The following is a 19,642-nucleotide window of genomic DNA, read 5'->3' on the forward strand; positions in this document are numbered from 1 at the left end:
TGGCGGTCCGGGAACCGGAAGTGCATGACCAGGAAAGGGTTGTGTCTCGTGGTCGCGACGCTGGGGCTCGCCTGGCTCGCGGCCGGCGCGAGTCCGGCGCTGGCGGTGTCGTCGCCGAGTCCTAATCCGCCGGGGTCGGCGAACTCCAGTCCGGACGACTACAACGGCGCGATCTGGGTGGTGGTGGCGGCCGTGGTCGTCGCCGCGATTGTTGCCGCAGGCACCTTTTACCTGGTGCGCACCCGCCGCATCGACCTGGGTCAAGTGAGCAAGCCGGACGACGAGGAGCAGCACCAGAGCTAGGGACGCTGGAGTTCGTCGGCGGCTCCGGCGAAGCTGGTGAGGCCGCGGACCAGGGCTGCGCGGTCCGGTCCGGACATCTGCGCGAGGACGCTCTCCAACTCCCGGCGGCGGGCCGTGCGGAGGCGGGCGAGCGTCGTCCGGCCGCGTGCGGAGAGCGTCAGCTGAAGGATCCGGCGGTCGTGCGCCGGCACCCGGCGCAGGATCAGCCGCTCGTCGACGAGCCGGGTGACGAGCCGGCTGGCCGACGGGAGCGAGAGGTCGAGGAGCGTGGCCAGCTCGCCCAGGTTCACCGGGCCGTGGCGATCGATCGCGAGCAGGACCCGCGTCTGCAGGACCGAGGGTTGCCGGGATGCGGAGAGTGCCTTGAGGGTCACCTCGACCATTGCGAGCGACAGCTCTTCAACCGCCGCGGACTGATCGAGCCCACCCCCTGCCACCATCTCCGCACCCTAACAGCAACCATCACTTGCGCCTCGACAACAGTTGCCTACCTGGTCTACCTGTCTAGTTGTCGCGGGGGAGCTGCTCGTCCGGGTCCTCGTCGGGTTGCGGCTCCGGGTCCGGGTCCGGGTTCACGGTCGGATCAGGATCGCGCCCGGGGAACGGGCGGTCCGGATCGGTCGGGTCCGGCAGCGGCGGGACGGGCGGCATCGGCGTAGTACTCATCTCAACCTCCTCAACGAGGAATGTCGTACCCCCGGTGCCCACCCCAGCGCCGGCTCAGTCCCCGAGCAGCGGACCCAGCGGGCCGAGATCGAGGTTCAGGTCCTCCGGCTGCAGGTCGAACCGCTCCCGGAGGGACGTCACGGCCTCCTCCAGCCGCATCAGGCCGAGCCCCAGCTCCTCGACCTGATCGTCCGCGAGCCCGCCGGCGTCGATCCGGCGCAGCGCCTGACGTTCCATCAGCTGCCGGACCAGCTCCACGATCGTCAGCACCAGCTTGAACAGGTCCCGCTCGACACTCTCCGCATCGGTCTCGATCCGTTGGGGCAGGCAACGAGTCATCGCAGCGTCTCCAGCTCCTCGGTCACGGTATGGATGAGGGCGGCCAGCTGGATGTGGATCAGCTCCACGTTCGCGAGCGAGATGATCACGTCGCCCGCGATCACGACCCCGCTGCCGAGCAGCCGGTCGAGCAGGTCGACCAGCGCGACCGGCTGCGGTCCGGTTCGCACGTCTCCGCGCAGCTCGGTGCCAACCGTCATGCCGGCTCCAGCGAGGTGAACGAGTACGGCGGCCATGGCCCGTCCACCTGCAGCCGCACCGAGGGACGCCGTACGCCGAGCTCGTCGACGGCCGAGCGGAACAGCTCCGCGTCCTGGTCGGCGACGAGGTACGCACCGTTCAGCACCATCGGCTCCGCGTGCCCACTGAGCCGCCGGTCCTGTGCCGGCAGCCTCCGGCAGGCATCCGCGGCAGCGGCGAGCTGGCGATGCAGCTCTTCGGCGAGCGCTTCCGCGTCTTCCGCCGCCTTTTGCTGACCGGCGATCTCCTGCCGCCGCCGCGCCAGGTACGCCGTACCGCTCCCGGCCGAGCCGTTGGCAGAGGCAACGGTCGTGATCGGTGCTGCTTGGGTCAGGAACGCCTTCACCGACCACTCGCCCCGCCCTTCGACCCGGCTCAGCGCTTCCATCAACCCGTCGTACTGCGCGGTCAACCGCGCCTCGACCGCCTCGTCGTTGAGGCAGATCGTGGCGAGCCGGAAGGGCGCGACGGCGCCGGTCAGGGACCAGATCGTCCGCACGACCTGATCGTGCCCGCGGGCGACTTCTTCCAGCCAGTCGAGATCCTCGAGATGCTGCCGCAGCGGGTCCTCACCGAACTCGTCCAGCTCGACCGTGCTCACGATCGCGGCCAGCTCGCGGTCCCGCACGGCCCGCAGCGGTGCGCCCCGAAGCCCGGTCAGTCCTTCGAGATCCTCGACGTGGCGGCTCGCGGCGTAGATGTAGGAGCCGCGCTCACTCATGCTCGGCCTCCAGCTCCTCGACCCGCTTCCGCAGCTGCTCGAGCTCCCGCTGTTCCGCCGAGCTGGACAGCATCGGGTCGCGGGTCCACCAGTCGATGCCCATCTCCATCGCCTTGTCCACCGAGACCACGAGCAGCCGGATCTTGATCGTCAGCAGCTCGATCTCGAGGAGGTTCACCCGGATGTCGCCGGCGATCACGATGCCCTTGTCGAGCACCCGCTCGAGCAGGTCGGCGAGGCTCTCGCCCTGCGGCCGGGTACTGGACAGCCCGTAGCCGGGGAGGGGTTGTCGGTCGATGCTCGTCATGGCCGGTTCACTCCTCGAACTTGCCGCGGACGTACCGGCTCATCCGCCGGTACGACAGCAGCGCGCCGTCGCTGTCGGCGGTCAGCTCGTAGACCGCGAGGATGTCCGTCGTCTCCGGGATCCGGTGCGACTCGATCACCTCGATCTGGACCTTCCAGTGGCCGTCGTCGAGATGCTCCACTGCGACGACGCCCTCGGGCTGGCGCCCGATCAGGTCTCGCAGCTCGGAAGCCGCCTGCAGCACCACCTGCCGCATCGGCACCGACTTGCCGGCCACACTGTTCTCCTCGGGCGCACTGGTCTGGTCGGCTGCCGTCTTCTTGGCCGCGCTGGTCTTGGCGGTGGTGGTCTTCCTGGCTGTGCTGCTCTTGGCGGCAGTGGCCTTCGTAGTGGCCTTCGTAGTGGCCTTCTTGGCAGCACTCGGGGCCCGCTTGCGCGGGGTGCTCGCCGCGGTCTTCCGCGGCGACGTGGTCTTCCGTGGCGTTGCCATCTGCGATCACCCAGGTCCTTCGGTCAGCGTCTGGCCCTCGAGGAGGCGCTCGAGGAGCTCGTCCTCGAGTTCCTCCGCGGTGGCCTCGTCGAGTACGCCGGCCGAGCGCAAGCGGTCGATCTCGTCGAGCTGATACCGGATGCGACCCGGGTCGTAGTACTCCCGGATCGCCTGCTGCCGGATCTGCGCGGCGATCGCGACCGTCGCGCGCAGCGGCGCCAGCGGCGCGGTGAGCAAGCCGAGGAACAGGCCCATGGTCAGAGCTCCGCCACGAAGTCGTACGGCGCGGTCGGGCCCAGCAACTTCAGCCGGACCCGGCCGGCGAGCGCCCGGGCGACCCCCTCGGCCGCCCGGTCGAACTCGTCCCAGTGGTCGTCGTCGATCAGCAACGCGACGTCCACCAGATGCTCCACGCCGTACCCGCTGTCGCGCACCGAGTGCGCGACAGCGTGCTTGAGGACAGGTTTCAGCACGGCGGGCACGTCGCTCTCCCGCTTGTTCTGCAGCGCCACCGAGACGAGCTCGCCGAGCCGGAGCCTGGCGTTCAGCGTGGTGTCCTCGGGTGCGCCGCGGGTCTGCTCCCGCAGCTCCGCGATCTGCGGGTCCTCCCGGACGATCTCGGCGAGCACCTTCTGCTCGTCGTACCGCGCCTGCAGGGTGTACTGCGAACGTCCCTTGAGACCGTTGAGCATCTGGGTGAACCGCTCCTCGCCGGGCTCGAGCACCTGGCTCGCGAGCGTCGACCGGTCCGCGACGACAGTGCCGAAGCGGAGCGGAAGCACGGTGCCCTTGGCCGCGATCGAGTCGAGCACCCGGCTGTGCGCCAGCAGCTGCACCTTCTTGCCGATCCGCTTGCCGTCGGTGAACTCGCTGACGATCGCGGCCAGACCACCGCTGCGGATCAGGTCTACCGGGCGGTCGTCCAGGCCCTCGAGCGCCTCGGGCACCTTCACGTCCTCGAACGTGATGCCGTAGACGTACCAGAGATCGTGCTGCTCAGGAGTCTGTTCGGCCGTGTCGGCCTCGCGTCCGGACGGACGGCGTCGGCCGGTGCTTGCCGGGCTCACTCCTCAGTCCTCCGGCGGCGAGCGGCAGCCTTGCGCGGTGGCCGCCGGCGCGGCCGCTCTTCCTCTTCCTGCTCGTCGTTGTCGTCGTCGCCCGACCCGAGCAGCGCTTCCTTCGCGCCGCTGAGGATGCCCTTCGTGCGGCCCTGCGCGCCACCCTGCTGCAGCTCCTGCATGACCTCGGGCAGGTCCTTGCCGCCGTGCTCGTACAGGTCGAGCCGGTTCGTCGCCTCGGCGAACCGCAGGTAGGTGTCGACGCTGGCGATGACGATCCGGGCGTCGATCGTGAGCAGCTCGATGCCGACCAGCGAGACCCGGACGTAGGCGTCGATGACGAGGCCCTTGTCGAGAATGCTGTCGATCACATCGGCGAGCCCACTCGGCGCGGGGCGCTCGAGGTACCCACCGCCGCGGCGCTGCTGTCCCACAGCAGAGACAGTCATGAACTGTTACCTCCCGTTCCGTTGGTGGTGATCAGCTGGCCCGTCGGCGGGCCGGCCGGTCTTCCTCGTCCTCGTCGTACTCCTCGTCGTCGTACTCGTCCTCGGGTTCCTCGTCCTCGGGTTCCTCGTCCTCGGGTTCCTCGTCCTCGTACTCCGCCTCGTCGAGGTCGCCCTCGTCGTCCTCCGGCTCGTCCTCAGCCTCGGCGTCGTCCTCGGGTCCAGCGTCGTCGTACTCGTCCTCGGGCAGCTCGTCCTCGTCGGCGTCGTCGTACTCGTCCGCCTCGTCTGCCTGGTCGTCCAGCTCGTCGTCCGCGTACTCGTCGTCGGGCTCATCGCCGTCTTCGACGCCGGCGTCTTCGTCGTCGTAGGCGTCGTCGGCCTCGTCGACGTCCTCATCGGCCTCGTCGTCGAAGCCCTCATCGTCCGCCTCGTCCGCCTCGTCCGCCTCGTCCGCCTCGTCCGCCTCGTCCGCCTCGCCCTCGTCGGTCTCGTCGTCGTCCTCGTCGTCCGGCTGGTCCTCGTCGTACTGGTCCTCGTCGCCGGGCGGTTCCTCGTCCGGTCCGCGGGTCACCTGGGAGTCGTGGATCTCGCCGTTCCAGCCCTCGACCTCGTCCGGGTGCAGGATGGTCCGGGTCATCACGTGCCGGCGGAAGTGCTTCAGCTCCAGCCGGGCGCGGCGGCCCTGCGCGCGCCAGATGTTCCCGACCCGCTCGAACATCCCCTGCGGGTAGTACTCGAGCACGACCAGGATCCGGGTCAGGTTCGGCGCCAGTTCGTGGAACGTGACGCTGCCGTCGACGTGCCCCTTCTGGCCCTTCGAGCGCCAGACGATCCGGTCCTGCGGGACCTGGTCGATGATCGTCGCCTCCCAGGTGCGGTGCGACCAGACGATCTTCGCCTTCCAGGTGACCTTCTCGTCGGCCTGCTGCTCGACGTTCTCGACCTTCTTCATGAAGCTCGGGAAGTCCTCGAACTCCGTCCACTGGTTGTACGCGACCTCGATCGGTACGCCGACGTCGATCGACTCGATGATGTTCGTGGCCTTGGTCGCCTTGGCGGGCTTGCTGCCGCCCCCGCCACCACCGCCGGTGAGGGCGTCCTTGGCCTTCTCGGCCACGCCCGACAGGCCGCCCTTGAGCGCGCCCGCCACCATCGAACCCTTGACGCCCTTGCCGCCCAGCAGACTGCCGCCGTCCGCGACGTCGGTCAGCCGGTCGGTGAGTCCCGACACCTTGTTGCCGGCGGCATCGATGGCGCGCTCGGCCACCGCGGAGAGTGCGTCCTGCAGCTCCGCCTTCAGCCGGTCGAGCGGCAGTTCGTCGACCATCGAGGAGAGCAGGTCGGACATCCCACCGCCCTCACCGTTGCCGTCGCCGTTCCGCTCGCCGTTGCTGCTGCCGCGGTTCCTGCCGCGTTCCCTGATTTGCTGATCAGCCATCGGAGGTCACCCACGCTTCCGGGTCGACGAAGCGGTCTTCTTCGCCGCGGCCCGTGTCGTCTTCTTGGCCGGAGCAGTCTTCTTCGCCGTGGCCTTCTTCGCAGCCGTCTTCTTGGCCGCGGTCTTCTTTGCTGCTGTCTTCTTCGCCGCCGGCCGCTTCGAGGCCGAGCTGGCGGCCTTCTTGGCCGCCGGCCGCTTGGCAGCCGTCTTCTTGGCTGCGGAGCTCGCGGTCTTCTTGGCCGGGGCGGTCTTCTTCGCCGTTGCCTTCCGCGCCGAGCTCGACCGCCTGGACGAACCGGAGCTGGACGAACCAGAACCTGACGAACCGGAGCCTGACGAACCGGAGCTTGACGAACTAGAACCGGACGAACCGGAGCCGGACGAGCCGGCACCGCCGGAGGAGTCGGAGCCGCTGGAGGAGCTGGAGTCGTCGGAGCCACCGGACGAACGGCTGCTCGACTGCGAACCCGAGCTGCGCCGCGCCGACGTGCGGCCGGAGCGTTCGGACCGAGCCGACGTCCGCGACCCGGAGGACCGCGAGCCCGAGGACCGCGACCCGGAAGAGCCCGAACCGGACGAGCTCGACCCGGAGGAGCGGGAACCCGAGGAGCGGGAACCCGAGCGCGAGCCGGACGACCGCGAGCCCGACGACCGCGAGCTGCCGCGGCGACCGCGCGGCCGGCGGGACCGTCGACCCTCGTCACCCTCGTCACCCGCCGAGTCGTCACGCGACTCGTCAACGGGCTCCTCGTCGGACTCGTCCGCGGAGTCGCCGCCGTCGTCCGGCTCGTCCTCGTCCTCCGCGTCGTCGTCGTACTCGTCGTCGTACTCGTCAGCGTCGTCGTAGTCGTCGTCTTCGTACTCGTCGTCGTCCTGCTTGCCCTTGGTGAGGGACGAGGGGGCGGACAGGAGCCTGTCGGTGCGGTCACGGATCGAGTCGCTCACCTTGTTCAGGCGGTTGGACGCGGCCGCGACCGCGGCCTCACGACCCGCCTGGACGAGCTTCCCGCGGACCTGCTTCGAGAGCCGGGACAGCTCGGGGTTCTGCTCGACCAGCCCACTGAGCTGGGTGACGATCCCCCGCGGATCCGTGGCGATGCGCTTGCCGGCCAGCAGACCACCGACCGTGATCGCCAGCCGGAGTTTCTTGGTGCGGCCGAGCAGGTAACCGCTGGCGACCGCGGCCGCGACTTTCGCGGTCGAGTTCATGGAAATTCTCCCTCAATTGTGGTGACGCACGCCCCAGTGTGCGCAGACGGATCCCCGAGATGTTTCACCGGCGAATTACCGCCGGAAAGCGCTCACTCGTTGATGTTGCGGCGTTCCTCGACGGACACGTGGCTGGTGTGCGACCGCTGGTTGGCGAAGAACAGCGCCACGGCCAGGCCGATCGCGCCTGCGGCCATCAAGATGTAGCCGACCGCGGTCAGATCGACCCCGGCGATCCCGTCGTGCACTGCGAACGCCAGCACGCCACCCAGCGCGAGAAAGAACACCGACAGCCCGATACCCATTTCGACCTCCTGGATTTGGGCCGGATATTCAACGGCCCGAGAGTGCTTTTGATCGCGGTACCCGCGCCCTGACCAGGCAAACCGCACCGAATTCACAACGGAACCGGCCGGTCCGGCTACGCGGTCGTAAGGTCACGCACTGCATTCTTGATGTGATTGTTTGATTTATACGGTCGTTTGCGGCGCCGTCTTCCAGCAGCCGATCCGGACCGTCGCGTGGTTGAACGTCGCGGGCAGGTCGTCGGCCAGCCGGGCCCGCGTCACGGGGTCGACGTCGAGGTCGAAGTGCGTGGCGACGTGGCTGACCGCGGCACTGGTCGTGAGCAGTACGACGTTGCGCCCCGGGCACTCGGCCGGCCCGGTGCTGAACGGGATGATCGGCCACGGTCCGTCGGACCTCCCGTCCAGCCAGATCGACGGCTCGAACCGGTCGGCGAAGTCGAGTGCCTCGTCGTCGCGGTGGAAGACCGAGCTCACGATCGCGAACTCGGTACCCGCCGGTGCGAACCGCCCGCGCCACTCGGTGTCGACCTGGGACTGACGCAGGATGACGAGCGTCGTCGGCCACAGCCGAAGCGACTCCTGTACCGCGGCGCCGGCATGCGCCAGCAGCGGCGACGCCTCGGGGTGCCGGGCCTCGGCAACGATCGGCTCGAGTGCCTCCGGATGCGTTCCGAGGACGGCGAAGAGTCGCCAGAGCGCGATTCCCGCCGCGTCGAACGCGAACAACCAATGCGGGACCTGCCCCACCGGATCCAGCCCGGCAGTCGGGAGATCGTGGGGGAGACCATCAATCCCGCCGTGCGCGGCGGGCAGATTCTCGTGCAGGACGTGGACGAGACTGCCGGGCTCCGGGTGGTCGACGTACGGCGTCAGCTTCGCGAGGAAGCGCGCTCGAACTATTTCCTGCTGCGGACGGAAGCCGGCCCAGTTCGCGTCGGCACGGAGCTGGTCGAGCAGGTCGGTCAGCTCGGAGTCCTCGCGGGCACCGTCGCCGAGGACGATCCGGCGGACGACCCGGGACCAGATGGCGCGGAAGTCGTTCCAGCCGAGGGTCGCGTGCATGGTGTCGAGCTCTTCGCGAACGACCTCGAGCATGCGGTGCCCGTGCTGGTGGACCGGTTGATGCGGCTCGAGCACGAGCTCGTTCAGCTCTCGACGCGGTGCGCGCAGCGGCGGGTCCGACACCAGCACCGCGTGCGGCTCGAAGTGCCGCAGCGCGCCGTCCTTCTCGGCGGTCGATGCCGCGAACGGATCGGGCGTCTCGGCGAGCAGCCGCAGTACGTCGTCCGGCGCGAGCACGAGCGCGACAGTACGACCGGGTAGTTGAATCAGCACCGGTCCGTCGCCGTACTTGCGCCGCAGCTGCCGGACCCGCCGGAGCGCCCGGTTGTCGGCGCGGAGCTTCTCGGCCACCGTGCCGACGCGTGGTCTTCGCAGGACAGCCCCTTGCGCGACTACGGGCAGGAGGACGTCCCGTAGCACCAGCCCGGCATCCAACGGCGAAGCGATCGGCAACTCACGCGGCATGCGGAACCGGTGTCCGCACCGGGTGCACCCAAACGCGGTTTTGGCGAGTTTGGGCGCGGGCACCGGACCGTCGCACGGGGAGGAACTGCCGGGTTCGCCCGGCCCGTCAAGTTAGGAAGGACCATGGGTCTCATTCTGTGGATCATCGCGGCGATTCTCGTGATCGCCGGGATCTTCTCGATCTTCCGCGGTCAGCTGATCTGGGGCATCGCGCTGATCATCATCGGTCTGCTGGTCGGCCCGGGCGGCGTGAGCATCTTCACCTGACCTGGTACCAGTTGAGAGGAGCAACCACCATGCCGGCTGGGTCGAGTCCCAAGCGGGAACGGCAGTACGAGCACATCAAAGCGGGTCTGAAGAAGCGTGGTCGCAGTGAGGACACCGCCGAGGAGATCGCCGCCCGTACGGTGAACAAGGAACGTGCGCGCTCCGGTGAGTCCAAGGAGAAGAGCCGGACCTCGACGCACGACATCTCGTCCAGCCGGCGGGGTGGGCTTCGCTCGCACAGCGGCTCGCAGGGCCGTACCAAGGACCAGCTCTACAACGAGGCCAAGCAGAAGGGCATCAAGGGCCGGTCCAAGATGACGAAGGCCGAGCTGGCCAAGGCCGTCGGCCGTTAGGCAGGGAAGCAGGCAAGAGAGTCCGTGCAGCAGATCGACGCGAAACCTCTGACCGACGACGAGCTGCAAGGAGTGGATGCGTACTGGCGGGCGGCGAACTACCTGTCCGTCGGTCAGATCTACCTGCTTGCCAACCCGCTGCTTCGCGAACCACTGCGGCCTGACCACATCAAACCCCGCCTGCTGGGGCACTGGGGTACGACTCCCGGCCTCAACCTGATCTACGCGCACCTGAACCGCGTGATCAGGTTGAGGTCGCGTGACGTCCTGTTCGTCGCCGGACCCGGCCACGGCGGCCCGGCGGTGATCGCGAACACCTGGCTCGAGGGCAGCTGGACCGCCGCGTACCCGAACACCACGCGGGACGAGGCCGGGATGGGCCGCCTGTTCCAGCAGTTCTCGTTCCCCGGCGGGGTCCCGAGCCATGCGGCCGCGGACGTTCCCGGGTCGATCAACGAGGGCGGCGAGCTCGGGTATTCGCTCAGCCATGCGTACGGCGCTGCCGCGGACAACCCGGAACTCGTCGTCGCGTGCGTGATCGGCGACGGTGAGGCGGAGACCGGGCCACTCGCGGCGTCGTGGCACTCGAACAAGTTCCTGGACCCGGTCCGCGACGGCGCGGTGCTGCCGATCCTGCACCTGAACGGGTACAAGATCGCCAACCCCGCGGTGCTGGCCCGAATCGGTGACGAGGAACTGACTGCGCTCCTGCGCGGGTACGGCTACGAACCGATTCTGGTGGCGGGGTCCGAACCAGCGGTCGTGCACCAAGCCCTGGCGGCGGCCCTCGATACCTGCTTGGACCGCATCGAAGAGATCCAGCGAGAAGCACGGTCAGGGACGCAGCCTCCGACCAGGCCCGCGTGGCCGATGGTCGTTCTGCAGACGCCGAAGGGCTGGACCGGACCGCGGACCGTCGACGGCGAGCAGGTCGAAGACACCTGGAGATCGCACCAGGTGCCGCTCTCCGGTGTGCGCACGAACGAGGAGCACCTGCTCCAGCTGGAGGCCTGGTTGCGTAGCTACCGGCCCGAAGAGCTGTTCGACGAGGCCGGCCGGCCGTCGGAAACATTGCTGGACCTCACTCCCGGTCCCGAGAAGCGGATGGGATCGAGTCCGCACGCCAACGGTGGCCTGCTGAGCCGTGATCTCGAGCTGCCGCCCGTCGAGGAGTACGCCGTACCCGTGAAGACTCCGGGTGCCGAGGACGGTGAACCCACGAAGGTCTTCGGTGCGTACCTGCGGGACGCGTTCGTGCTGAACACCGACAACCTGAGACTCTTCGGCCCCGACGAGACCGAGTCGAACCGGCTGAACGCGGTGTACGAGGTCACCGAGAAACTTTGGCTCGCGGAACGCCGGGAAACCGACCGCAATCTCGCTCCCGACGGTCGTGTGCTCGAGATCCTCAGCGAGCACACCTGCCAGGGATGGCTGGAGGGGTATCTCCTGACCGGCCGGCACGGCCTGTTCTCGTGCTACGAGGCGTTCGTGCACATCGTCGACTCGATGGTGAACCAGCACGCCAAGTGGCTGAAGACGATCAACCGGCTGGAGTGGCGCCGGCCGATCCCGTCGCTGAACTACCTGCTCACCTCGCATGTCTGGCGGCAGGACCACAACGGGTTCTCGCACCAGGATCCCGGGTTCATCGACCATGTCGTGAACAAGAAGGCCGAGGTGGTCCGGGTGTACCTGCCGCCGGACACCAACACGCTGCTGTCGACGATGGATCATTGCCTCCGGACCCGCAACTACATCAATGTCGTTGTCGCCGGCAAACAACCGCAGCCGAACTGGCTGGACTGGGAGAGCGCTTCCTTGCACTGCGCCCGTGGGGCCGGCGTCTGGGAGTTCGCGAGCAACGACGAGGGCGACCCGGACGTGGTGATGGCGTGTGCGGGCGACGTGCCGACGATGGAGACGATGGCCGCGGTCGACCTGCTCCGCGAGCACCTGCCGGACCTGAAGATCCGGGTAGTGAACGTGGTCGACCTGATGCGGCTGCAGAACGAGTCCGAGCATCCGCACGGGTTGCCGGACGTGGAGTTCGACGCGTTGTTCACGACGGACAAGCCGGTGATCTTCGCGTACCACGGCTACCCGTGGCTGATCCACCGGCTCACCTACCGGCGGCACGGGCACGGCAACCTGCACGTGCGCGGCTACCTCGAGGAGGGTACGACGACCACGCCGTTCGACATGGTCGTCCGCAACAACCTCGACCGGTACCACCTCGCGATGGACGTGATCGACCGGGTGCCGGGGCTGGGCAGCCGTGCGGTGACGACGCGTCAGTACTTCGCAGACCAGCGCACACGGCACCATGCGTACGTGCAGCGGTACGGCGAGGACCTGCCGGAGGTTCGCGACTGGCGCTGGACCACTACTTGAGCTGGACTACTACTTGAGTAAGGCCGCTGCGGCGCGGAGGTCGTCCACGAGCAGTCCCAGGTCCCGCTTGAACTCCTGCGAGCGCACGACCGAGGACGGGTGCACGGTCGCTACCGCCGGCCGTCCGTCGGCAAGCTCGACCTGCTTTCCGCGGTCCTGGGTGACGCGGAAGGAAGGGCCGATCAGGGACCGGGCGGCGACGGCGCCGAGAACGACGACGAGCTCCGGCTTCACGATCTCGACCTCGCGGACCACCCACGGGTGGCAGGCGGTGATCTGCCCGGCCGATGGAGTCTTGTGGATCCGCCGCTTGCCCTCGCGCTCGAACCGGAAATGCTTGACCGCATTGGTCAGGTAGACGTCCGAGCGGTCGATGCCGGCCTCGTCCAGCGCGCGGTCGAGCAGGTGGCCGGCGGGTCCGACGAAGACGTGACCTTCCTTGTCCTCGTGGTCGCCGGGCGTCTCGCCGACCAGCATCATCCGAGCCCGGACCGGGCCCTCACCAGGCACGGCCTGCGTCGCGTCCTCCCAGAGGTCACACCCACGGCAGCTCGGCAGGTCGGCCTTCAGCTTCCGCATCCCACCGGCGTGCGGTACCCAGTCCTCGGCCCCGGCGTACTGGTTCATGGGCTTCCCGTACCCGCTGAGGCCTAATTCATGACGCGGGATTCATGACGCGGGCGGGACCAGCGCCAGCCGGACGATGACCAGTCCGAAGAGCACGAGGGTGAGCGCGTGGACGACCGTGCACCACAGGCAGATCGCATCGATCTGGAACAGCTCGGCCCAGATCAAGTAGCAGACCATCACGACGCCGACGAGCACGCCCGCCAGCCGCAGCCGGCCCGGCCACGGCGACGACGTACGCCAGAACTGCGGCAACGACAGCGCGGTCATGCCGACGAAGAAGGCGAGGCCGAGCAGGGCGACCGGGATCCCGAAGAGCTTCGAGTACTGGCTGCTGGTGACCTTCGCGCAGTTCACCACGCCGGTGTCCGGGCAGGCCAGCGTCGTACCGGCGGTGAAGTGCTCGTAGGTCAGATACGCCGCGACCAGGAGCCCGGCGATCGAGACCACCAGGGTGGCCCACGGGATCACGCCGAGGCCGGACGAGGCCCGCGAGGACTGCTGCGCGGTGCTGCTCATCGGTCAGCTCTTCCCCGCGCCGAGCTTGGAGGCCGCGGCGGTGACCGTGTCGGTCGAGCACACCTTGGCCGGTTGGTTGTTGGTGAGCTTGCAGATCGCCGCCGTGTAGACGTTGGCGGAGCCGAGCACGGCCTTCGCGATCGGGCTCGACGGGTCCTTCAGCGCGTCGGCAATCTGCGCTTGCGTCTTCCCGGCCAGCACCTCCGGGCTGTACGTCGCGCCGGAGCCGACGTACTTGCCGCCGAGGTCGATGAACGGGATCGAGTCCGGGCTCGGGACGTACGGCGGCTTGTTGTAGGTGTCGAACGTCTTCTGGTCCTCGGCGGTCGGCGTGTCCAGCGGCTTGTAGTCGTTGCCTTCCTGCTCGTTCGTCTTGGTCTCGACACCGGTGAACGACAGGTACTGGCTGGTGTACGTCGCGCCGTGGAAGGAGAGCGTCGCCGTGTTCGGGAACACGTCGGCGCCGGCGGAGTGCGTCGTCCCCAGGTTGCTGAAGGTGCCGAACCGGGACAACGCCACGGTGACCGGCCAGCGCTCCGCCGCGCAGTAAGGACAGAACTCGGCGCCGATGTAGAGCACCTTCGGCTTGCCGCTCGCGGTCAGGGCCGGTGCGGTGATCGCCGACGGCGCGGCCTTCACACCGTCGGACCCGACGGTCGAGAACGCGGAGTCGGGGACCGAGCTCAGCGAGGTGACGAGACTCGAGTCGGCCGAACCGGAGGCACCGGTCGCGGTCTTCTTGCCGCCGCCGGCCAGGCGGATCGCGACCAGCCCGCCCACGATCACCACCACGAGCACCACGGCCCCCACCGCGAGCAGAAGTCGCCGCCGCCGCTCCGCTGCCTGCTGGGCAGCGAGCTGCGCCGCGATCCGCTCGCGGGCCGCGGCCTTCTGTTCGACACGCCTCGCCATGACACTCCTTCGCTCGCGACAGTAATCCCAGAGGAACAACTATTCATCTGCCCCGGAAGTTCCTGTCTTTCCGTCACCGCGAGGTTACAGATGGCAGTCCGGACTGTCGGAGGGAGGTCCTAGTGTGCTCGCCATGGACTGGCAGGCATGGCATGCGAAGTACGACGTACCGGGGTCCGAGCTGGCGCGGCGGCTGGCTGTAGTGCAGGAGCAGGTGCGGGCGGGGCTCGATCGGGCGCCGGCCGGGCCGGTGACTGTCGTCAGCTTGTGTGCCGGGCAGGGGCGGGACCTGCTCGAGGTGCTGAGTGACCATCCCCGGCGGGATGACGTGCGAGCGCGGTTGGTGGAGCTCGATCCGGAGCTGGCCGGGTGGGCGCGGGAGCGGGCGCCGGAGCAGGTCGAGGTGGTGACGGGCGATGCGTCGCTGACGGATCAGTACGACGGGATGGTGCCGGCGGACCTGGTGCTGATGTGCGGGATCTTCGGCAACATCTCCACGGCCGACATCCAGCGCACGATCGCTGCCGCGCCGCAGTTCTGCGCGCCTGGCGCGACGTTGATCTGGACGCGGCACCGGGAGGACCCGGATCTGGCACCGACGATCTGTGGGTGGTTCGAGTCCCGTGGGTTCGAGCGGGTCTACCTGTCGGAGCGCGATGCCGGGTTCGGGGTCGGGGTGCATCGGTTCACGGGATCGTCCGAGCCGCTGGTGAAGGGCTCGCGCCTGTTCACTTTCGGGTCCAGCCGATAACGAGGACGAGCGCCAGGAGTGCGGCGAGGGCCAGGTAGCCGGCGTCCAGGACTGCGGCGGTGGCGACGGCGGCGACGAGGAGAGGTCCGCCCGCGTCGCCCAGTTCGCGGCCGAGCTCGGCGGTGCCCATGGTTTGGCCGAGACGCTCCGGAGGTGTGCTCGCGGCGAGGGCGGCGAAGCCGAGTGGGGTGATCACGCCGGTGCCTGCACCGATCAGCGCGGCCGCGATCAGGAGTGACGCGACGCCGGGCAGGGTGGCGCAGACGAAGCCGGCGCTGGCTAAGCCGAGGCCTACGGCGATGCCGGTGCGGGTGGAGAGGCGGCCGGCGTCGAGGGCACGGCCGGCGCGTGGCTGGACGATGGCGGCCGTTGCGGCGAGCAGGGAGACCGCGGCGCCGGTGGCGATCGTGCCGAGGCCGTCGCCGGCGCCGGTGACCGGGAGGAAGCCGACGCCGACCGAGAGCGCAGCCGTCGCGGCGGCCAGGGCGACCGTCGGGCGGAGGAACTGCGGGTCGGCGATTCTCCTGGCCAGGTCCAGGACGGTCTGACGGGTCCGGGGGAGCGGTGGTACGACGGGGACGATCGCCACGGCCCAGATCGCGACGGCGATCGCGAGGACTGTCATTACACCGAACAGCAGGCGGAAGCCGCCGAGCCAGACGATCGCACCACCGAGGAGCGGACCGGCGGTGTAGCCGATGCTCTTGTAGAAGCCGTAACTGCCGAAGGCGCGCCCGTGCTTGGCGGACGGGTTGAGCCGGGCGACGAGAGTCGATGCGGCGGGGGAGAAGGCCGACGCCGCGGCTCCCTGCCCGAGGCGCGCCAGCCACAGCCAGCTCGTCTGGTCGACCAGCACGTAGATGCCAGAGGCAACAGCAAACCCGATCAACCCGAACAGCAGGACGGGCCGGGCCCCGACCCGATCGGCGATCGTGCCGAACACAGGTTTGAGCAGCACCTCGGCACCGTCGTACAACGCGAGCAACAACCCGAGAGTCAGCAACGAGGTCACGGCATCCGACGACGCGCCGCCGAGGTTTGCCGCAATCGCGTGCGCGCCGAACGCGGTGGTGAACCCGGCCGCGTAGAGCGGCCACATTTGCTTCACTTGGGCGCTCCGGGCAGTTGGTGCAGCGCACGGAAGACGAGCTCGGCGTAGTCCTCACAGCGGGCCGCGCAGTCCTTCAGCCGGGCGGTGGCCTGGGCGGCTTCCGGGGTGCCGAAGACGTCCCGGCTGGTGAGGTCGCGGTGCCAACGGCGGAGCCGGTCCAGGCTCTGCTCTTCTTCCTCGAGCTCGGCGAGGGTGAACTTCTTGATCCGGATCTCCTTCGCGATCTCGGCCTCGAACTTCCCGCAGTCCGCCAGGAACTCGATCCACTCCGCCCGCCGCGCCTCGTCGTACAGCGCCTGGAGGCGAGCGGCATCAGCCTCCCCGCGCCCGGAGGCCTGCAGGATCGTCACCTCGCCCTCGGCGCGTTCCACCAACTCAGTGGTACGCCGGACCGCCGCCTCGAAGATCGGTAACGCGGGGACCGCCCACACGCCCTGCCCGAGCGAGAGCGCACCAGCCTTCCGCAACTCGCGCCACACCGCGACGCGATGCCTCGAAGGCTCCGTCGGGATGCGCACCAGCAAGACCAGCCAGCCATCCGTCACAGCCAGCAATGTAGCACGCGTTACAACGCTTGCACGGCACGTGGAACAACGGTTATGTTACATAGCAGATGTCATGTCGCTCAGGAGGTGCGCGATGGACGGAACGGCGGAGCGGTTGCTGGGGTCGGCCGAGCGGATGTCTCGCGACCCGGAGACCGAGATCGACTGGAACGCGCCGGTCGGCGACGGGTACGGCCTGTCGCCGGAGTGGAGCACGCTCTACGGCACGCCGTACTGGGACGAGCTGACCGAGGCGCAGCGACGCGAGCTGACTCGGCATGAGGCGGCATCGGTGGCGACGACCGGGATCTGGTTCGAGCTGATCCTGCAGCAGCTGATCCTGCGCGACGTCTACGACAAGCCCGCGCGGAGCGCCGAGTTCCAGTGGGCGCTGACCGAGATCGCGGACGAGTGCCGGCACTCGATCATGTTCGCCAAGGCGACCGAGCGGATGGTCGAGCCGGCGTACCGGCCGCGGCTGCTCGCGCGCGAACTCGGGCGGATGTTCAAGACCGTCGCGACCGGTGAGTCGGCGTACGCCGCGATCCTGGTCGCGGAGGAGGTCCTCGACGTGATGCAGCGCGACTGGATGCGCGACCGCCGGGTCGAGCCGTTGGTCCGGCAGGTGAACCACATCCACGTGGTCGAGGAGTCCCGGCACATGGTGTTCGCCCGGGAGGAGACGCGCGAGCGGCTCGCCGGCGCGGGACGTGGGCGGCGCTGGGTGAGTGCGCTGGTGATCGCGATCGCGGCGGACATGATCGTGTCGAGCATGGTCGGCCAGTCGGTCTACGCGAACGTCGGACTCGACGTCGGGCGGGCCGTCCGGGAGGCGCGCGGGAACGAGCACCACCGGTCGTTGCTGCGGACGTCCTGCGTGAACCTGATGGATTTCCTCGGCTCGGTGGGGTTGCTGACGCCGGCCGCGGCGCGGGTGTACCAGCGTACCGGGCTGTTATGACCTACGCGATCTCGGGGGAGTGCTGCTCGGACGCGAGTTGCGTGGCGGTGTGTCCGATGAACTCGATCCACCCGTCGCCGGGCGAGCCGGGGTTCGGGACCGGGGCGAGTCTGTTCATCGATCCGCGGACGTGCATCGACTGCGGTGCGTGCGCGGACATCTGCCCGGTCGACGCCGCCAAGCCTGCGGACGAGTCCGCGCCTGCGGATGTGGCACGGAACGCGGAGTACTTCGCTGCGTCGGAGCCGCTCGATGCGTTGGACCTCGACTCGTGGCGGCCGCCGACGTACGAACTGTGGGGTGGCGGGCCGCGGCGGGTGCTGGTGGTCGGCGCGGGGCCGGCCGGTCTCTACGCGACGCGGGAGTTGTTGCTGCGGACAACGGCTGAGGTGACGCTGGTGGATCGCTTCGACGGTGTCGGCGGCCTGGTGCGGTATGGCGTGGCACCGGATCATCCGCAGACGAAGCAGATCCTCTCGTCCTTCGAACGAATCGTCCGGCACGAGCGCGTGCGGTGGCGGCCGAGGACCGAGGCTGCGGGCTTCGAGGGGTATGACGCGGTGGTGCATGCGGTGGGCGCTTACCACAGCCGCCGACTCGGCTTTGCCGGTGAATGTACGGCTGCGGAGTTCGTTGCCTGGTACAACGGGCGGCCGGGTGCTTCGCTGCCGGTCGAGCTGGGCGGGCCGCGAGCGGTTGTCGTAGGCAACGGGAATGTTGCCCTCGACATCGCGCGGTTGCTGCTGAGCGACGAAGACCGGCTGCGGTCGATGTCTCCGGCCGTACGGCGTACGCTCGCGGGCAGCGGGATCAAGGAGGTCGTCCTGCTCGGCCGGCGTGGACCCGAGAACGCCGCCTACACCCAGTCGGCGCTGCAGGAGCTGATGACCGTGGCCGGCGACCGGGTCGAGCTTCGCTACCATGCCCGCCCGACCGCCTGGAGCGCGGACGGGCTGACCCTGGACACCGGCGAGACGATTGCTGCGGGCAACCTGTTCACCGCGATCGGGTTCGAGGGCCGGCCGATCGACGGGCTCCCGTTCGATCCGGAGCGCGGCGTGGTCCCGAACGACCGCGGCGCCGTCGTCGACCGGCCCGGCCACTATGTGGCGGGGTGGATCAAACGCGGCGCACGCGGCGGGATCGGGGTCAACAAGGCGTGTGCCCAGGAGACCGTGCAGACGCTGGTCAGTCGGTCCAGGGGTGCAGTTTCTCCGGGTTCCGGATCGCCCAGATGTTCGTGATCCGGTCGTCGGAGACGCCGAACGCGATCACCGTCTCGACCACACCCTCGAACTGGATGACCAGGCCGGGCTGACCGTTGACCGTCCGCTCGGTGACCGTGCGGCCGAGCTGGAACACCGGCAGCCCGGTGAAGTACTCCGCGACGTCCGCACCACCGTGGACCGGGTGCAGGGCGGCCGTCACCACGCCACCACCGTCGGCGGTCGCCGTGACGTCGGGATCCAGCAGACTGACCAGCGCGGCGATGTCGGTCGCCTCCCACGCCTCCTTGAACTGCCGGACGATCTCGGCCCGGCGGGCCGACGGCGGCGCTGGTTGCTGAGCGTCGCGGATCCGGCGCCGGGCCGACGAGGCGAGCTGACGGCAGGCGGCCGGGGTCCGGCCGACGATCTCGGCGACCTCCGGGAAGGGGTACCGGAACACGTCGTGCAGGATGAACGCGACCCGCTCTGCCGGGGTCATCGCGTCGAGGACGACCAGGAACGCCATGTTCACCGACTCGTCCAGTGTCACCCGGTCGGCCGGATCGACGGACCCGTCGTCCGTACTGCGCCACTCCGTGCTCTCCGGGAGCGGCTCGGGGATCCACTCGCCGACGTACCGCTCGCGGCGAGCGCGGGCCGAGCGCAGCAGGTCCAGGCAGATCCGGCTGGCGACCTTGGTCAGCCAGGCGGCCGGGTTGTCGATCGCCTGCTGCTCGGGCGCCGACATGGCGTACCAGCGGGCGTACGTCTCCTGCACCACGTCCTCGGCGTCGGCCAGCGAGCCGAGCAGCCGGTAGGCGAGGTTGATCAGCTGCCGCCGCTCGCTCATGATCGCGCCGAGCTCCATATCGGTCCTCTCATCCATACCGGTCCGACGAAACGGCGCGGCGAACTGTGAGGTCTGACAGTGCGCGCGGC

The 19,642-nt window shown here is 69.0% G+C and carries 27 protein-coding genes; 7 read left to right on the forward strand and 20 right to left on the reverse strand.

Features of this window, described 5'->3' with window-relative positions; translation table 11 throughout:
• Nucleotides 1-48 precede the first annotated feature (48 nt).
• Nucleotides 49-303: a hypothetical protein gene (locus AB0E69_RS20115; protein ID WP_360147669.1), complete on the forward strand. Its 255-nt coding sequence runs from the start codon at nt 49-51 to the stop codon at nt 301-303.
• Here the strand turns inward: AB0E69_RS20115 and AB0E69_RS20120 are convergent.
• The 14 genes from AB0E69_RS20120 to AB0E69_RS20185 all read right to left on the reverse strand — a co-directional run bounded on the left by AB0E69_RS20120 (nt 300) and on the right by AB0E69_RS20185 (nt 9,055).
• Complete coding sequence (locus tag AB0E69_RS20120; protein ID WP_360147672.1) at nt 300-743, reverse strand: MarR family transcriptional regulator; 444 nt, start codon at nt 741-743, stop codon at nt 300-302. The genes AB0E69_RS20115 and AB0E69_RS20120 overlap by 4 nt on opposite strands.
• 64 nt (nt 744-807) lie before the next feature.
• Nucleotides 808-969: a hypothetical protein gene (locus AB0E69_RS20125; RefSeq protein ID WP_360147675.1), complete on the reverse strand. Its 162-nt coding sequence runs from the start codon at nt 967-969 to the stop codon at nt 808-810.
• Between the two features lie 54 nt (nt 970-1,023).
• Nucleotides 1,024-1,308: a gas vesicle protein K gene (locus tag AB0E69_RS20130; protein ID WP_360147678.1), complete on the reverse strand. Its 285-nt coding sequence runs from the start codon at nt 1,306-1,308 to the stop codon at nt 1,024-1,026.
• Entirely contained in the window at nt 1,305-1,508 is a 204-nt protein-coding gene (locus tag AB0E69_RS20135) for a gas vesicle protein (RefSeq protein WP_360147681.1), read from the reverse strand. Before AB0E69_RS20135 ends, AB0E69_RS20130 begins: the two co-directional genes overlap by 4 nt.
• Nucleotides 1,505-2,269: a GvpL/GvpF family gas vesicle protein gene (locus tag AB0E69_RS20140; protein ID WP_360147684.1), complete on the reverse strand. Its 765-nt coding sequence runs from the start codon at nt 2,267-2,269 to the stop codon at nt 1,505-1,507. The genes AB0E69_RS20135 and AB0E69_RS20140 overlap by 4 nt, the downstream gene beginning before the upstream one ends.
• On the reverse strand, nt 2,262-2,576 hold the full coding sequence (locus AB0E69_RS20145) for a gas vesicle protein (RefSeq protein ID WP_360147687.1): 315 nt from the start codon (nt 2,574-2,576) through the stop codon (nt 2,262-2,264). The genes AB0E69_RS20140 and AB0E69_RS20145 overlap by 8 nt, the downstream gene beginning before the upstream one ends.
• 7 nt (nt 2,577-2,583) lie before the next feature.
• Entirely contained in the window at nt 2,584-3,066 is a 483-nt protein-coding gene (gvpO, locus tag AB0E69_RS20150) for a gas vesicle protein GvpO (RefSeq protein WP_360147690.1), read from the reverse strand.
• A gap of 6 nt (nt 3,067-3,072) precedes the next feature.
• Nucleotides 3,073-3,321 (reverse strand): gas vesicle protein GvpG, encoded by a 249-nt coding sequence (locus AB0E69_RS20155; RefSeq protein ID WP_360147693.1) that lies wholly within the window; start codon nt 3,319-3,321, stop codon nt 3,073-3,075.
• A gap of 2 nt (nt 3,322-3,323) precedes the next feature.
• Nucleotides 3,324-4,133: a GvpL/GvpF family gas vesicle protein gene (locus AB0E69_RS20160; RefSeq protein ID WP_360147696.1), complete on the reverse strand. Its 810-nt coding sequence runs from the start codon at nt 4,131-4,133 to the stop codon at nt 3,324-3,326.
• On the reverse strand, nt 4,130-4,573 hold the full coding sequence (gene gvpJ / locus AB0E69_RS20165) for a gas vesicle protein GvpJ (RefSeq protein WP_360147699.1): 444 nt from the start codon (nt 4,571-4,573) through the stop codon (nt 4,130-4,132). Before gvpJ ends, AB0E69_RS20160 begins: the two co-directional genes overlap by 4 nt.
• A gap of 31 nt (nt 4,574-4,604) precedes the next feature.
• A complete protein-coding gene (locus AB0E69_RS20170) occupies nt 4,605-6,011 on the reverse strand; it encodes an SRPBCC family protein (protein ID WP_360147702.1) in 1,407 nt (468 codons plus the stop codon).
• Nucleotides 6,012-6,017: 6 nt separating this feature from the next.
• Complete coding sequence (locus tag AB0E69_RS20175) at nt 6,018-7,220, reverse strand: hypothetical protein (RefSeq protein WP_360147705.1); 1,203 nt, start codon at nt 7,218-7,220, stop codon at nt 6,018-6,020.
• Nucleotides 7,221-7,312: 92 nt separating this feature from the next.
• Nucleotides 7,313-7,525 carry a DUF6458 family protein gene (locus AB0E69_RS20180; protein WP_360147708.1) on the reverse strand — a complete coding sequence of 71 codons (213 nt, stop codon included), beginning with the start codon at nt 7,523-7,525 and terminating at the stop codon, nt 7,313-7,315.
• A gap of 165 nt (nt 7,526-7,690) precedes the next feature.
• A complete protein-coding gene (locus AB0E69_RS20185) occupies nt 7,691-9,055 on the reverse strand; it encodes a cytochrome P450 (RefSeq protein WP_360147710.1) in 1,365 nt (454 codons plus the stop codon).
• A gap of 123 nt (nt 9,056-9,178) precedes the next feature.
• Here AB0E69_RS20185 and AB0E69_RS20190 point away from each other — a divergent pair, with 123 nt between their 5' ends.
• From AB0E69_RS20190 to AB0E69_RS20200, 3 genes are read left to right on the forward strand one after another with little or no spacing between them, the layout of a single operon-like run.
• Nucleotides 9,179-9,322 carry a GPGG-motif small membrane protein gene (locus tag AB0E69_RS20190; protein ID WP_360147713.1) on the forward strand — a complete coding sequence of 48 codons (144 nt, stop codon included), beginning with the start codon at nt 9,179-9,181 and terminating at the stop codon, nt 9,320-9,322.
• Between the two features lie 29 nt (nt 9,323-9,351).
• The gene (locus AB0E69_RS20195; RefSeq protein WP_360147716.1) at nt 9,352-9,675 is read left to right on the forward strand and encodes a plasmid stabilization protein; all 324 of its coding nucleotides are present in this window, start codon (nt 9,352-9,354) and stop codon (nt 9,673-9,675) included.
• A 24-nt stretch (nt 9,676-9,699) separates the two neighbouring features.
• Nucleotides 9,700-12,069, forward strand: a complete 2,370-nt coding sequence (locus tag AB0E69_RS20200; RefSeq protein ID WP_360147719.1) for a phosphoketolase family protein — start codon at nt 9,700-9,702, stop codon at nt 12,067-12,069.
• Nucleotides 12,070-12,078: 9 nt separating this feature from the next.
• Here the strand turns inward: AB0E69_RS20200 and AB0E69_RS20205 are convergent, their stop codons facing one another.
• Genes AB0E69_RS20205 through AB0E69_RS20215 form a run of 3 tightly spaced genes read right to left on the reverse strand, consistent with a single transcriptional unit; the run spans nt 12,079 to nt 14,127 of the window.
• Nucleotides 12,079-12,696, reverse strand: a complete 618-nt coding sequence (locus AB0E69_RS20205) for a UdgX family uracil-DNA binding protein (RefSeq protein WP_360147722.1) — start codon at nt 12,694-12,696, stop codon at nt 12,079-12,081.
• A gap of 42 nt (nt 12,697-12,738) precedes the next feature.
• Complete coding sequence (locus AB0E69_RS20210; protein WP_360147725.1) at nt 12,739-13,215, reverse strand: vitamin K epoxide reductase family protein; 477 nt, start codon at nt 13,213-13,215, stop codon at nt 12,739-12,741.
• A 3-nt stretch (nt 13,216-13,218) separates the two neighbouring features.
• Nucleotides 13,219-14,127 (reverse strand): DUF929 family protein, encoded by a 909-nt coding sequence (locus tag AB0E69_RS20215; protein WP_360147728.1) that lies wholly within the window; start codon nt 14,125-14,127, stop codon nt 13,219-13,221.
• Nucleotides 14,128-14,260: 133 nt separating this feature from the next.
• On the opposite strand from AB0E69_RS20215, the gene AB0E69_RS20220 reads away from it, so the two are divergent.
• Nucleotides 14,261-14,878: a class I SAM-dependent methyltransferase gene (locus tag AB0E69_RS20220; protein ID WP_360147731.1), complete on the forward strand. Its 618-nt coding sequence runs from the start codon at nt 14,261-14,263 to the stop codon at nt 14,876-14,878.
• Here AB0E69_RS20220 and AB0E69_RS20225 read toward each other — a convergent pair.
• Together AB0E69_RS20225 and AB0E69_RS20230 are read right to left on the reverse strand one after the other, a co-directional pair.
• Complete coding sequence (locus AB0E69_RS20225) at nt 14,856-15,977, reverse strand: MFS transporter (protein WP_360148525.1); 1,122 nt, start codon at nt 15,975-15,977, stop codon at nt 14,856-14,858. The two genes, AB0E69_RS20220 and AB0E69_RS20225, sit on opposite strands and share 23 nt — an antisense overlap.
• Before the next feature lie 5 nt (nt 15,978-15,982).
• Nucleotides 15,983-16,534 carry a Chromate resistance protein ChrB gene (locus AB0E69_RS20230; protein ID WP_360147734.1) on the reverse strand — a complete coding sequence of 184 codons (552 nt, stop codon included), beginning with the start codon at nt 16,532-16,534 and terminating at the stop codon, nt 15,983-15,985.
• Between the two features lie 94 nt (nt 16,535-16,628).
• Here AB0E69_RS20230 and AB0E69_RS20235 point away from each other — a divergent pair, with 94 nt between their 5' ends.
• Nucleotides 16,629-17,495 carry a diiron oxygenase gene (locus tag AB0E69_RS20235; RefSeq protein ID WP_360147737.1) on the forward strand — a complete coding sequence of 289 codons (867 nt, stop codon included), beginning with the start codon at nt 16,629-16,631 and terminating at the stop codon, nt 17,493-17,495.
• Nucleotides 17,492-18,739 (forward strand): FAD-dependent oxidoreductase, encoded by a 1,248-nt coding sequence (locus tag AB0E69_RS20240; protein WP_360147740.1) that lies wholly within the window; start codon nt 17,492-17,494, stop codon nt 18,737-18,739. The genes AB0E69_RS20235 and AB0E69_RS20240 overlap by 4 nt, the downstream gene beginning before the upstream one ends.
• On the opposite strand, the gene sigJ is transcribed toward AB0E69_RS20240, so the two are convergent.
• Nucleotides 18,684-19,589, reverse strand: a complete 906-nt coding sequence (sigJ, locus tag AB0E69_RS20245; protein ID WP_360147743.1) for an RNA polymerase sigma factor SigJ — start codon at nt 19,587-19,589, stop codon at nt 18,684-18,686. The genes AB0E69_RS20240 and sigJ overlap by 56 nt on opposite strands.
• Nucleotides 19,590-19,642 lie beyond the last annotated feature (53 nt).

This window comes from Kribbella sp. NPDC026611, from assembly GCF_040638345.1.
Classification (GTDB): Bacteria; Actinomycetota; Actinomycetes; order Propionibacteriales; family Kribbellaceae; genus Kribbella.

Excerpts from the sequence above, each read along its gene's own strand:
- AB0E69_RS20120 (WP_360147672.1), bottom strand. The coding sequence starts at position 743 with ATGGTGGCAGGGGGTGGGCTCGATCAGTCCGCGGCGGTTGAAGAGCTG.
- AB0E69_RS20125 (WP_360147675.1), bottom strand. The coding sequence starts at position 969 with ATGAGTACTACGCCGATGCCGCCCGTCCCGCCGCTGCCGGACCCGACC.
- AB0E69_RS20130 (WP_360147678.1), bottom strand. The coding sequence starts at position 1,308 with ATGACTCGTTGCCTGCCCCAACGGATCGAGACCGATGCGGAGAGTGTC.
- AB0E69_RS20135 (WP_360147681.1), bottom strand. The coding sequence starts at position 1,508 with ATGACGGTTGGCACCGAGCTGCGCGGAGACGTGCGAACCGGACCGCAG.
- AB0E69_RS20140 (WP_360147684.1), bottom strand. The coding sequence starts at position 2,269 with ATGAGTGAGCGCGGCTCCTACATCTACGCCGCGAGCCGCCACGTCGAG.
- AB0E69_RS20145 (WP_360147687.1), bottom strand. The coding sequence starts at position 2,576 with ATGACGAGCATCGACCGACAACCCCTCCCCGGCTACGGGCTGTCCAGT.
- gvpO (WP_360147690.1), bottom strand. The coding sequence starts at position 3,066 with ATGGCAACGCCACGGAAGACCACGTCGCCGCGGAAGACCGCGGCGAGC.
- AB0E69_RS20155 (WP_360147693.1), bottom strand. The coding sequence starts at position 3,321 with ATGGGCCTGTTCCTCGGCTTGCTCACCGCGCCGCTGGCGCCGCTGCGC.
- gvpJ (WP_360147699.1), bottom strand. The coding sequence starts at position 4,573 with ATGACTGTCTCTGCTGTGGGACAGCAGCGCCGCGGCGGTGGGTACCTC.
- AB0E69_RS20170 (WP_360147702.1), bottom strand. The coding sequence starts at position 6,011 with ATGGCTGATCAGCAAATCAGGGAACGCGGCAGGAACCGCGGCAGCAGC.
- AB0E69_RS20175 (WP_360147705.1), bottom strand. The coding sequence starts at position 7,220 with ATGAACTCGACCGCGAAAGTCGCGGCCGCGGTCGCCAGCGGTTACCTG.
- AB0E69_RS20180 (WP_360147708.1), bottom strand. The coding sequence starts at position 7,525 with ATGGGTATCGGGCTGTCGGTGTTCTTTCTCGCGCTGGGTGGCGTGCTG.
- AB0E69_RS20185 (WP_360147710.1), bottom strand. The coding sequence starts at position 9,055 with ATGCCGCGTGAGTTGCCGATCGCTTCGCCGTTGGATGCCGGGCTGGTG.
- AB0E69_RS20190 (WP_360147713.1), top strand. The coding sequence starts at position 9,179 with ATGGGTCTCATTCTGTGGATCATCGCGGCGATTCTCGTGATCGCCGGG.
- AB0E69_RS20195 (WP_360147716.1), top strand. The coding sequence starts at position 9,352 with ATGCCGGCTGGGTCGAGTCCCAAGCGGGAACGGCAGTACGAGCACATC.
- AB0E69_RS20205 (WP_360147722.1), bottom strand. The coding sequence starts at position 12,696 with ATGAACCAGTACGCCGGGGCCGAGGACTGGGTACCGCACGCCGGTGGG.
- AB0E69_RS20210 (WP_360147725.1), bottom strand. The coding sequence starts at position 13,215 with ATGAGCAGCACCGCGCAGCAGTCCTCGCGGGCCTCGTCCGGCCTCGGC.
- AB0E69_RS20215 (WP_360147728.1), bottom strand. The coding sequence starts at position 14,127 with ATGGCGAGGCGTGTCGAACAGAAGGCCGCGGCCCGCGAGCGGATCGCG.
- AB0E69_RS20220 (WP_360147731.1), top strand. The coding sequence starts at position 14,261 with ATGGACTGGCAGGCATGGCATGCGAAGTACGACGTACCGGGGTCCGAG.
- AB0E69_RS20225 (WP_360148525.1), bottom strand. The coding sequence starts at position 15,977 with ATGTGGCCGCTCTACGCGGCCGGGTTCACCACCGCGTTCGGCGCGCAC.
- AB0E69_RS20235 (WP_360147737.1), top strand. The coding sequence starts at position 16,629 with ATGGACGGAACGGCGGAGCGGTTGCTGGGGTCGGCCGAGCGGATGTCT.
- AB0E69_RS20240 (WP_360147740.1), top strand. The coding sequence starts at position 17,492 with ATGACCTACGCGATCTCGGGGGAGTGCTGCTCGGACGCGAGTTGCGTG.
- sigJ (WP_360147743.1), bottom strand. The coding sequence starts at position 19,589 with ATGGATGAGAGGACCGATATGGAGCTCGGCGCGATCATGAGCGAGCGG.